We start from the raw sequence: 10,717 nt of genomic DNA on the forward strand, positions 1-10,717 counted from the left end.
ATTGAAATGACAATCGGGGAGCGTTAGAGCAAAGCCAAAGGATGTCGCGCCATGAGCAAGCCCCAGAACCCTGTCCAGATGGCCGTGATCGGCGCCGCCCACGGCATCAAGGGCGAATTGCGGGTGAAGACCTTCACCGGTGAACCGCTGGCGCTGGCCGATTACGGCCCGCTCTATTCCAGGGACGGCCGTGCCTTCCAGATCATCGACATCAGGCCCGCCAACACCGTCGTCGTGGTCCGCTTCAAGGGCGTTGCCGACCGCAATGCGGCCGAGGCGCTGGCCGGCACGGAGCTGTTCGTCGACCGTTCGATGCTGCCGGACGACGGCGAAGAAGACGAATTCTACCATGCCGACCTCGTCGGCCTCGAAGTCCGGGACGACACGGGTGCCGCGCTCGGCAAGGTCGTCGCCGTGCACAATTTCGGCGGTGGCGACATTCTCGATGTGACATTGGGCGGGCGCAAGGGCGTGCTGATCCCGTTCACGCAAGCCGCAGTACCACAAGTGTCGATCGCCGAGGGTTTCGTCCGCGTCGATCCGGCGGCGGCCGGGCTGGTCGACGACGAGGATGGCGGTGGCCCGCGCGAGGAAGACTTCGATCCGAAGGGAAGGCCGCGCGGACCGAGCGATGCCGGGGGCAACCGGTGAGTTTTTCAGCTTGCGTGCTGACGCTTTACCCCGAGATGTTTCCCGGCGCGCTCGGCCTGTCGTTGGCCGGCCGGGCGCTCGAGGCCGGCACGTGGTCGCTGGAGGCGATCCAGATCCGCGACTTCGCCACCGACCGCCATCGCACCGTCGACGACACGCCGGCCGGCGGCGGCGCCGGCATGGTGATGCGCGCCGATGTTCTGGCCAGGGCGATCGATCAAGCTTCGCCGGATGGCGATGTGCGGCCTCGGCTGCTGATGAGCCCGCGCGGCAAACCGCTGACCCAGGCGCGCGTGCGCGAACTGGCCGCCGGACCGGGCGCAGTCATCCTGTGCGGCCGCTTCGAAGGCGTCGACCAGCGGCTGATCGACGCGCGGGGATTAGAGGAAGTCTCGATCGGCGATTTCATCCTCTCGGGTGGTGAGCCGGCAGCGCTTGTGCTGCTCGATGCGGTGGTGCGGCTGTTGCCCGGCGTGATGGGCAACGCTGTATCGGGCGAAGAAGAGAGTTTCGAGAATGGGCTGCTCGAACATCCGCACTACACAAGGCCGCAGGAATTCGAGGGGCGCGAGATTCCCGAAGTGCTGATTTCCGGCAATCACAAGAAGATCGCTGCCTGGCGGCGCGCGGAGTCAGAGAGACTGACAGCCGAGAGGCGTCCGGACCTGCTTGCCGCTGCTCACCCCTTGGCAAAATAGTAGAAGGCGAGGAACAGGCCGACGGCGACGACAAAGCCGCGCACCGCGTTCTGTGGCACGCGCTTGGCGATCCAGACGCCGGCATAGCCGCCCAGCGCGCCGCCTGGGATCATGATGATCGCCTGCGGCCAGGCGACGACGCCACCCGAGACGAAGACGACGATCGCGACAGCGGCGATGACCATGGCCAGCATGTTCTTCAAAGCGTTCAGCCGGTGGTAGTCGCCGGCTTGCGTCAGGCCGAGCGTCGCCAGCATCATCACGCCCATGCCGGCTCCGAAGAAGCCGCCATAGATGGCGGTGACGAACTGCGCCAGCGAACCGGCCAGCGAACCCACCGCCGCTTCATGGCCGGGTTTTGGCGCCGGCTTCAGCCAGGGTCCGGCTGCAAACAATGCGGTTGCGCCCAACAGCAGCCACGGCACCAGGGCGCGAAACGAGGGATTGTCGAGCGCCAGCAGGATTAGCGCGCCGGCCAGCGCGCCCACCGCCGAGATCAGGCACAGCAGCAGCGCGCCGCGCCAGAAATGCCTGATGTCGGCCGAGTAGGCGAGGGTCGAGGTGATGTAGCCTGGAAACTGTGTCACGGAGGAGGTGGCGTTGGCGACGATCGGCGGCAGGCCGACCAGTGTCATGGCGCCGAAGGTGATGAAGGTGCCGCCACCGGCGACCGCATTGGCGGCGCCTGACAGAAAGCCCGCCAGAAAAAGCAGGATTGCGTCGAAGACAGACATGGAATGCGGCCGCTCAAAACTGTGCTATTTCAGGCTTAGGAAGCCTGAACGAGCGGCGCAACCCGGCACGGCAAGATTACGATGGTGCCATGCAAGCAGAAAATGCGCGGCCAAGGCGTGACAAAGCGGCGAAATAGCTGTATGTGCCCGCCCGTACCGGCCAGAAAGAATCTGCCGGACCCGTCAACAATGACGGTGTAGTCGCCCCTGCCCGATGTTTCAAAGACAAATGTCTTGGAGACAGAGGGCATAGCCGAGCGGTCATTGGAACTGCAAGGCGAGTGTCGGACGCTCTGACTGTCGGAAGAACAAGAAGTGGACTTTTGAGATGGATATTCTCCGTCAGCTCGAGGCCGAACAGGCCGCCAAGATCGAAGCCAAGCGCAAGCTTCCCGAATTCCAGCCCGGCGACACCGTGCGCGTTCTGGTCCGCGTGACCGAAGGCACCCGCACCCGCGTCCAGGCTTATGAAGGCGTCGTCATAGCCCGCGCCGGCGCCGGCTTCCAGGAGAACTTCACCGTTCGCAAGATCTCCTACGGCGAAGGCGTCGAGCGCGTGTTCCCGGTCTACTCGCCGATGGTCGAAGGCGTCGAGATCGTTCGCCGTGGCAAGGTGCGTCGCGCCAAGCTCTATTATCTGCGCGATCGTCGCGGCAAGTCGGCCCGTATCTCGGAAAACACCGGCGTGCGCGCCCGCAAGCTGAACGATGAGGAGCGCGATGCGCTGAACGCCGAGAAGGCCCGCATCGAGGCCGAGAAGGTGGCAGCCGCCGAGGCTCTGGCCGTCGAGAAGGCCGCCCAGGACGCCGCCGAGGCAGCCGAAGCCGCCAAGGCAGCGGAAGCAGCCACTGCCGAATAAGGTTTTCGACGAGCATGTTCAAAAAGGCGGCTTCGGCCGCCTTTTTTCGTTTCCGGAAGGGTTTGGCAGGAAATCCGCAATTGACTCAATTTATATCGTGTACTAAACAATCGTGCACGATTTAAATGGAGAAGCGAAATGTCTGCATTGTATTCCACCCAAGCCCGCGCCGTCGGAGGCCGCGCCGGCCATGTCCAGAGTGACGATGGCCTGCTCAGCCTCGACCTTGCCATGCCGAAGGAACTGGGCGGCAAGGGCGGCGCGACCAATCCCGAGCAACTGTTCGCCGCCGGCTATGCCGCCTGTTTCGAAAGCGCCATGCGCTTCATCGCCGGCAAGCAGAAGCTGCCCTTGCAGGATGCTTCGGTGACGGCCAATGTCAGCCTGCACACCAATGCGCAGGGCGGATTTGTGCTTGGCGTTTCCCTGGCGGCGGAAACGAAAGGTCTTGATCAGGCGGCGACGGAAGCGCTTGTATCGGCGGCGCACCAGATTTGCCCCTATTCCAACGCCATCAAAGGCAACCTTGAAGTGGCGCTTTCGGCCAGGGCACTTCCGGCAAAGGCAGCATGACCACGAAGCAGACAAGCGATGTCATCGATGTCCCGGCGGATTTCGCCGGGATACCGAAGCTCGACCAGCATCTGTGCTTCGCGCTCTATTCGGCAAGCGGGCTGATGACGCGGCTCTACCGGCCGCTGCTCGAGCCGCTCGGCCTGACCTATCCGCAATATCTGACCATGCTGGCGCTGTGGGAGCATGCACCGCGCACCGTCGGCGAACTCGGCGATGCGCTGGGGCTCGATTCGGCAACGCTGACGCCATTGCTCAAGCGCCTGGAAGGCAATGGCCTAGTCACGCGCCGGCGCGATGCCGCCGACGAACGCCGGGTGCTGGTCGAACCGACACAGCAGGGACGGGCGCTGCGCGAGGGCGCGAAAGCGGTGTCTGCCGCGATGCGGTGCCATTCGCCGCTCGATGGCGACGAGCTGAAATCCCTGCATCATACCTTGACCCGACTGATCGACGGTTTGCGTGAAGCCAGCGCCGCGGCGCCGGTCCGCGATTGACGGCGGATCGCAAGGATCGTCCTGGAATCCCGGGATTGCAGGCATCGGAATCCGTTTTCACGTGCGCTGACGCAGCGCACCGTCTTGCATGACGCTTGCGGAAAGCTAAAGTCGGCGCCGGATTTTCCTACAAGCCCGGCCATGTCTGGGTCCTTCAATTTCCGGGGAGTGTGTCATGACCAAATCGAAACTGCTGCTGGCAGGCCTGCTTGCCCTCGTTCTGGCACCCGTTGCCGCCTTCGCGCAGGCTTTGCCCGACCTCGGCGGCAAGAAGGTGGTGGTGGTCACCGAAAACGCCTATCCGCCGCTGCAGTTCATCGATGCCAAGACCGGCAAGCAGATCGGCTGGGAATATGATGCGATGAACGAAATCGCCAAGCGGCTGAATTTTGCCGTCGAGTACCAGAACACATCCTGGGATGCGATGATCCAGGCGGTTTCCGACAACCAGTACAACATCGGCATGACGGGTATCACCATCAAGGACGACCGCAAGGAGAAGGTCGATTTCTCCGACCCCTATATGCGCTCGGAACAGTTCATGCTGGTGCGCGGCGACGAGAGCCGCTTCACCGACGCCAAGACCTTCGGCGCCTTCAAGGATGGGCTGATCGGCGCGCAGGCCGGCACGACGCCCTTCTACACCGCCGTCTACAGCGTGCTCGACGGCAATGAGCAGAACCCGCGCATCAAGCTGTTCGAGACCTTCGGCGCGACGGTGCAGGCGCTGAAGTCCGGCGACGTCGATGTCGTGCTGACCGACGGCACCGCCGGCAAGGGCTATGTCGATGCCTCCGAAGGCAAGCTGAAGCTGATCGGCGGACCGCTCGGCACCGAGGATTTTGGTTTTATCTTCCCGAAGGGTTCGGATCTGGTCAAGCCGGTCAACGCGGCGATCGCGTCGCTCAAGGCCGACGGCACCCTCGATGCGCTCAACAAGAAGTGGTTTCTTGACTACAAGATGGGGCAATAGGCCCTGTTGTCGCTACGGGTTCCGCTAATCGCAAACGCCAATGAACAGGGGTGGTTGACAAGAAGGCAGCTGCTCACCAGCGTTGGGCATTGATGCCCCCCGCTTCCACCTCCAAAGCCGACTTCCCCTGGTGGCTCGTCGTTGCCATAGCCATCGCGGTCGCGGTGGCCGTCTTCGTCGCCACCAGCAACCTCTACGCCCAGGTTTTCGCCACGGTCGCCAAGGGCATCGGCATCACCATCTTCGTTACCGTGATCGCCTTTGTGCTGGCGTCAGCCATTGGGCTCGGCATCGCGCTGATGGGAATGTCCGGCTCGCGCTGGCTGCGGCAGATCGCTCGCTTCTATGTCGAGATCATCCGCGGCGTGCCGATCCTGGTGCTGTTGTTCTGGATCGCCTTTGCCGGTGCGCCGGCCTTCGTCGCGGCCTGGAACGCGCTGACCGCGCCGCTGCAAAGCGCCGGCCTGTTCGGCGAGTTGCTGGTGCGCGACGTGTCGCTGTTGTGGCGCGCCATCATGGCGCTGACCATCGGCTATTCGGCCTTCATCTCGGAGGTTTTCCGGGCCGGCATCCAGGCGGTGGAGAAGGGCCAGATCGAAGCGGCGAAGGCACTCGGGCTGAGCCGGGCGCAACGCTTCCGGCTGATCGTATTCCCGCAAGCGATCCGCACCATCCTGCCACCGCTCGGCAATGATTTCGTCGCACTGGTCAAGGATTCCTCGCTGGTCTCGGTGCTCGGCGTCGCCGACATCACCCAGATGGGCAAGGTCTATGCCGCCGGTTCGTTCCGCTTCTTCGAGACCTATTCGATCGTCGCCTATATCTATCTCATCCTGACCGTCGGCCTGTCGCTGGCGCTGCGGGCGCTGGAACGGCGGTTGCGCCGTCAGCACGAGGAATAGTTTTTCGGCGAAGACAGCGTTACGATCCCTGAGCATTCTCGTTGAGGAGGTTCCATGATCGTCGACAAAGCCAATGCGGCGCTGGATTCCGTCTATACGGCCGACACGCCGGAAGCTCTGGCGGAGGCCTATGCCGCATGGGCCGCGACCTATGACAGCGAGACCGCCTCGCTCGGTTATCTCCTGCCGTTCCTGATCACCGCCTGGGTAGCGCGGCATGTGCCGGCGGGCGATGGACCATTGCTCGATGCCGGCTGCGGCACCGGCCTGTCAGGTCCGTCGCTGAAGGCGCTCGGCTACCGCGACATTGCCGGGCTCGACCTTTCCGACGACATGCTGAAGATCGCCGGCAGCCGCAATGCCTACAGCGAGCTGAAACAGGCGATGCTGGGCGGGAAGCTGCCATGGCCGGACGGGTATTTCCGCGCCTTCTTTTCGACCGGCGTGTTCACCATCAGCCATGCGCCGGCATCGGGCCTGCACGAGTTGGTGCGCATCACCCGCGAGGGCGGCCATGCCATCTTCACCGTGCGCGACCAGGTGTTCGAAAGCGGCGGCTTCCAGGCAGTGTTCGACGAACTGGAGCAGGCGAGGAAATGGCGCCCGGTCGAGGAAAGCTCTTGGTTTAGGTGTTACGCCATCGCCGAGCCTGACGCGCTGGTGAAGACCTTTGTGTTTGAAGTGTTGTGACCCCACTTCCCTTCTCCCCTTGCGGGAGAGGGTGGCCCCGCGAAGCGAGGTCGGATGAGGGGTGTTCCAGCTTGGCACCGCCAGCACTCCAACACCCCTCAACCGTCTCGGCGCTGAACGCCGCAATTGCCGAAAACCCAAAACATTGGTATGAGCCACGCCATGGAAGAGCTTTTTGGCGATCCGGCCTACAAGGGGTTCGTGCTGCAGGACAGGAAACGCCTGCCGTCGCGCTTCTCCGCGCGCGTGTCCGGGGCGCTGACCAGCCGACTTACCTAGGCCGACCTATCCAGGTCGTTTCGCCGGGCCGAAAGTCAGGCGTCTGCTCTTTCCCATTCTCATATCGACGGATTTACGCACATGAGCGCACCGCGCACCCTCTACGACAAGATTTTCGACGACCATGTCGTCGACCGCCAGGACGACGGCACCTGCCTGCTCTACATCGACCGCCACCTCGTCCATGAAGTGACCAGCCCGCAGGCCTTCGAAGGCCTGCGCATGACCGGCAGAAAAGTCCGGCATCCGGAAAAGACGCTGGCCGTGGTCGATCACAATGTGTCGACCTCGCCCGAGCGCAAGTTCGGCATCAAGAACGAGGAAAGCCGCATCCAGGTCGAGGCGCTGGCCAAAAACGCCAAGGATTTCGGCGTCGAATATTATTCCGAGAACGATATCCGCCAGGGCATCGTTCATATCATTGGTCCGGAGCAGGGCTTTACTCTGCCCGGCATGACCATCGTCTGCGGCGATAGCCACACCTCGACCCACGGCGCCTTCGGCGCGCTGGCGCATGGCATCGGCACATCTGAGGTCGAGCATGTTCTGGCGACGCAGACGCTGATCCAGCGCAAGGCCAAGAACATGCTGGTGCGTGTCGACGGCCAGTTGCCGGAAGGTGTCACCGCCAAGGACATCATCCTGGCCATCATCGGCGAGATCGGCACTGCCGGCGGTACCGGCTATGTCATCGAATATGCCGGCGAGGCGATCCGTGCGCTGTCGATGGAAGGCCGCATGACGATCTGCAACATGTCGATCGAAGGAGGCGCGCGCGCCGGCCTGATCGCAGCCGACGAGACGACCTTCGCCTATGTCAAGGACAAGCCGCGCGCTCCGAAAGGCGCGGCCTGGGATGCGGCACTCGAATATTGGAAGACGCTGCAGTCCGACGAGGGCGCGCATTTCGACAAGGTGATCGTGCTCGACGCGGCCAAGCTGCCGCCGATCGTCTCCTGGGGCTCGTCGCCCGAGGACGTTGTATCGGTGCAAGGCATCGTGCCGAACCCGGACGACATCACCGATGAGAACAAGCGCACCTCCAAGCAGCGTGCGCTCGACTATATGGGTCTGACGCCGGGGACCAAGATCACCGACATCACGCTCGACCGCGTCTTCATCGGTTCCTGCACCAATGGGCGCATCGAGGATCTGCGCGCCGTCGCCAAAGTGGTCGAAGGCAAGACGGTCAGCCCGCATGTCGATGCGATGATCGTGCCGGGCTCTGGCCTGGTCAAGGAACAGGCGGAAGCCGAAGGCCTCGACAAGATCTTCGTCGCCGCCGGCTTTGACTGGCGCGAGCCGGGCTGCTCGATGTGCCTGGCCATGAATGACGACCGGCTGAAACCGCATGAGCGCTGCGCCTCCACCTCGAACCGAAATTTCGAGGGCCGGCAGGGTTTCAAGGGCCGCACCCATCTGGTGTCGCCGGCGATGGCGGCGGCGGCGGCGATCGCCGGCCACTTCGTCGACATCCGCGAGTGGAAGTAACTCCGGAGCGCCCAGCTTCGAACACAGACCAGGCCCCGGACCGCTTTGCGGCTCCGGGGCCTTTTTCATCCAGTTCGTCGACATGTTCGCTTTCGCTTAACCGCTTGTTTGGGCTTGCGCTCTAAGGTCTTCCCCGACGTAAGTGGGGAAATTACAGTCGTTTGGACACGGGTCTGCTCATAGCGCTGCTCAACCCGACGATCGCGTTGGCGCTCGGCGCCGCGTTCCTCGTGCTATGGTCCTATCAACGCCACCGCCCCTATCTGGCCGTGCTGGGGATCAGCTACGGTCTCTCGGCGGTCGGCTTTCTGCTGCAGTATTTCACCTTGCCGATCGGCATGCCGCTGACCAAGCTGGCGTCGAACATCTGCTTCACCATCGCCGGCTGCTGCCTGTCCAGCGCCATCGTCCACCGCTATGGCCGCAAGGTGCCCTATGTGGGGATCGGCGTGTTGGCAGGCGGCGGCCTGGCGTCGCTATGCTGGTTCCTGTTCGTCGCGCCGGATCTCACCTGGCGCATTCTGGCGATGAATTTCGCTTTCGGCGGGATCAGCCTTCTGGTCGCCGCCGAACTGCGCCCGGTGCGCCGCAACGGTCCGACCGAAAACATCCTGTTCGTGCTGTCGCTGCTGTCGGGCGTCAACTTCTTCGTGCGCACCCTTGTCGTCGTCATCGCGCATGGGCCCTTCACCGGCTATGACGGGTTCTATGGCTCGTCCTATTGGACGACCGCGCTGCTATCGCATGCACTGCTGTCGCTGCTCATTGCACTGTGCCTGTTCTCCGCCGCGGCCCTCGACGTGATGAAGGCGCTGAAGACCGAAACCTATACCGATCCGCTGTCGGGCCTGCTCAACCGGCGTGGCTTCGAGGAGCGAGGCATGCTGCTGCTGCGGCACTGCGCCTCGGCCCGGTTCCCGGTCGCGCTGGTGCTGGCCGACCTCGATCATTTCAAGGCGCTCAACGATGTGCACGGGCATGCGGCGGGCGATCGCGTGATCGCCGACTTCGCCGCCAAGCTTCGGTCGGCGGCGGGCACGCGCGGTGTTGCCGGGCGTATCGGCGGCGAGGAATTCGCCGTGCTGCTGCCGCTCAGCGACCTCGCCGCCGCGCGGCTGTTCGCCGAGGCGGTGCGCACGCTCTATTCGGCCGGCCACGTCGACGGGCTCCCCGCCGGGACGAAGGTGACAGCCAGCTTCGGCGTGGCGGCCCGCAGCGGCGACGAGGCTTTGGAGCCGCTGATGCGCCGTGCCGACGACGCGCTCTACAAGGCCAAGAAGAACGGCCGCGACAGTGTGCGCCTGTCCTATGAGCGGCCGGAGACGGCGTTCGTGCCGGAGCCGCTCAAGGTGGGCTGATCCGGCCGTGCCGTGCCGGCGTTAACGTCTTCTTCGCCCGTCGATGCTTAGCTGTTGGCGCGGGTGCGGGAAGAACATGAGCGGCGCCAACTTCATCCTGTTGATCAATTTGTCGGTAGCCGGCCTGCTGGCGGCGTCCTTCATGGCGGTCGCCTTCCATGATGTCGGCCGCGCACCGGCGCGCTGGCTGGCATTTGGCTATCTGCTGGGCATGGCCTATTCGGCCATCGAATTCAGCATTCCCGCTTTCAGTGACGCGCGGCTCCCGGTCGTTGCCGCCTTCGCGGTCTTCCTTTGCGCCACCATTGCGTTCAATGGCGGGCTTGCCCGCAAATACGGCGTGGCGCCGCCCTGGAAGCCGATGCTGTTGTTCCTCGTCGCCACCACCATAGCTGTGTATTTCGTGCAAGACCTGCAGCGCCAGTCGCTGGTCCGCATGATGGCCTACCAGCTTCCCTATGCGGTCATGCAATTCATCGGGCTGGCCATCGTCTGGTCATCGAGGCAAAGGCCCGCCCGTCTCGATCGCATATTGATGGCCGTTCTGGCGGCCAGCGGCCTGCAGTTTGCCTCCAAGCCGTTCATCGCGCATGCGCTTGGCGGCTGGGGCGCCAATCCGCAGGCCTATCTGCAAAGCAACTACGCGCTGGTGTCGCAATCGCTCGGCACTGTCTTTGCGCTGGCGCTGGCGCTGCTGATGCTGGCCATCCTGGTTCGCGACGTGCTCGCCGAAGTGACGTCGAAATCGGAGACGGACACGCTTTCGCGCCTGCTCAACCGCGGCGGCTTCACCCGCCATGCGGAGCTGGCGGTGCTGGGCGCGATGCGGCAAGGCGTGCCGGTCGCGCTGGTCATCGCCGATCTCGATCATTTCAAGAGCGTCAACGACAGTTTCGGCCATGCGTCCGGCGACCGGGTGATCGAGACTTTCGCAGGCTTCCTGCGCGAAGCCGCCGCCGGGCATTATGTCGCCGGCCGCATCGGCGGCGAGGAGTTCGCCATCATCCTGCCG

Annotated in this window: 12 protein-coding genes; 11 read left to right on the forward strand and 1 reads right to left on the reverse strand. The window is 63.7% G+C overall.

What is annotated here, in order from left to right:
* Positions 1–51: 51 nt before the first annotated feature.
* Positions 52–651, forward strand: coding sequence for a ribosome maturation factor RimM (rimM, locus tag EN935_RS01095; RefSeq protein WP_127262250.1), 600 nt, complete (start codon positions 52–54; stop codon positions 649–651).
* Positions 648–1,349 carry a tRNA (guanosine(37)-N1)-methyltransferase TrmD gene (trmD, locus tag EN935_RS01100; protein ID WP_127262249.1) on the forward strand — a complete coding sequence of 234 codons (702 nt, stop codon included), beginning with the start codon at positions 648–650 and terminating at the stop codon, positions 1,347–1,349. The genes rimM and trmD overlap by 4 nt, the downstream gene beginning before the upstream one ends.
* On the opposite strand, the gene EN935_RS01105 is transcribed toward trmD, so the two are convergent.
* Positions 1,331–2,083 carry a sulfite exporter TauE/SafE family protein gene (locus tag EN935_RS01105; RefSeq protein ID WP_109663824.1) on the reverse strand — a complete coding sequence of 251 codons (753 nt, stop codon included), beginning with the start codon at positions 2,081–2,083 and terminating at the stop codon, positions 1,331–1,333. The two genes, trmD and EN935_RS01105, sit on opposite strands and share 19 nt — an antisense overlap.
* 328 nt (positions 2,084–2,411) lie before the next feature.
* Here EN935_RS01105 and rplS point away from each other — a divergent pair, with 328 nt between their 5' ends.
* The 9 genes from rplS to EN935_RS01160 form a co-directional block, all read left to right on the forward strand.
* Complete coding sequence (rplS, locus tag EN935_RS01115; protein WP_127262248.1) at positions 2,412–2,942, forward strand: 50S ribosomal protein L19; 531 nt, start codon at positions 2,412–2,414, stop codon at positions 2,940–2,942.
* Positions 2,943–3,080: 138 nt separating this feature from the next.
* Positions 3,081–3,515: an organic hydroperoxide resistance protein gene (locus EN935_RS01120; protein ID WP_127262247.1), complete on the forward strand. Its 435-nt coding sequence runs from the start codon at positions 3,081–3,083 to the stop codon at positions 3,513–3,515.
* Complete coding sequence (locus tag EN935_RS01125) at positions 3,512–4,012, forward strand: MarR family transcriptional regulator (protein ID WP_127262246.1); 501 nt, start codon at positions 3,512–3,514, stop codon at positions 4,010–4,012. Before EN935_RS01120 ends, EN935_RS01125 begins: the two co-directional genes overlap by 4 nt.
* A 175-nt stretch (positions 4,013–4,187) precedes the next feature.
* Positions 4,188–4,985: a transporter substrate-binding domain-containing protein gene (locus EN935_RS01130; RefSeq protein ID WP_126066893.1), complete on the forward strand. Its 798-nt coding sequence runs from the start codon at positions 4,188–4,190 to the stop codon at positions 4,983–4,985.
* 92 nt (positions 4,986–5,077) lie between these two features.
* Positions 5,078–5,887, forward strand: coding sequence for an amino acid ABC transporter permease (locus EN935_RS01135; protein WP_109663838.1), 810 nt, complete (start codon positions 5,078–5,080; stop codon positions 5,885–5,887).
* A 54-nt stretch (positions 5,888–5,941) separates the two neighbouring features.
* A complete protein-coding gene (locus EN935_RS01140) occupies positions 5,942–6,577 on the forward strand; it encodes a class I SAM-dependent methyltransferase (protein WP_127262245.1) in 636 nt (211 codons plus the stop codon).
* A 360-nt stretch (positions 6,578–6,937) separates the two neighbouring features.
* A complete protein-coding gene (gene leuC, locus EN935_RS01150; protein WP_109663845.1) occupies positions 6,938–8,347 on the forward strand; it encodes a 3-isopropylmalate dehydratase large subunit in 1,410 nt (469 codons plus the stop codon).
* A 161-nt stretch (positions 8,348–8,508) separates the two neighbouring features.
* Entirely contained in the window at positions 8,509–9,705 is a 1,197-nt protein-coding gene (locus EN935_RS01155) for a GGDEF domain-containing protein (RefSeq protein WP_109663848.1), read from the forward strand.
* 76 nt (positions 9,706–9,781) lie between these two features.
* Positions 9,782–10,717: GGDEF domain-containing protein (locus EN935_RS01160; RefSeq protein WP_164770988.1), on the forward strand; the 936-nt coding region annotated here is incomplete at its 3' end.

This window comes from Mesorhizobium sp. M7D.F.Ca.US.004.03.1.1 (assembly GCF_003998635.1).
Classification (GTDB): Bacteria; Pseudomonadota; Alphaproteobacteria; order Rhizobiales; family Rhizobiaceae; genus Mesorhizobium; species Mesorhizobium loti.

What these genes read in the sequence shown, in the direction of transcription:
- EN935_RS01120 (WP_127262247.1), top strand. Translation starts at nt 3,081, where the DNA reads ATGTCTGCATTGTATTCCACCCAAGCCCGCGCCGTCGGAGGCCGCGCC.
- EN935_RS01135 (WP_109663838.1), top strand. Translation starts at nt 5,078, where the DNA reads ATGCCCCCCGCTTCCACCTCCAAAGCCGACTTCCCCTGGTGGCTCGTC.
- EN935_RS01140 (WP_127262245.1), top strand. Translation starts at nt 5,942, where the DNA reads ATGATCGTCGACAAAGCCAATGCGGCGCTGGATTCCGTCTATACGGCC.
- EN935_RS01130 (WP_126066893.1), top strand. Translation starts at nt 4,188, where the DNA reads ATGACCAAATCGAAACTGCTGCTGGCAGGCCTGCTTGCCCTCGTTCTG.
- leuC (WP_109663845.1), top strand. Translation starts at nt 6,938, where the DNA reads ATGAGCGCACCGCGCACCCTCTACGACAAGATTTTCGACGACCATGTC.
- EN935_RS01105 (WP_109663824.1), bottom strand. Translation starts at nt 2,083, where the DNA reads ATGTCTGTCTTCGACGCAATCCTGCTTTTTCTGGCGGGCTTTCTGTCA.
- EN935_RS01125 (WP_127262246.1), top strand. Translation starts at nt 3,512, where the DNA reads ATGACCACGAAGCAGACAAGCGATGTCATCGATGTCCCGGCGGATTTC.
- rimM (WP_127262250.1), top strand. Translation starts at nt 52, where the DNA reads ATGAGCAAGCCCCAGAACCCTGTCCAGATGGCCGTGATCGGCGCCGCC.
- rplS (WP_127262248.1), top strand. Translation starts at nt 2,412, where the DNA reads ATGGATATTCTCCGTCAGCTCGAGGCCGAACAGGCCGCCAAGATCGAA.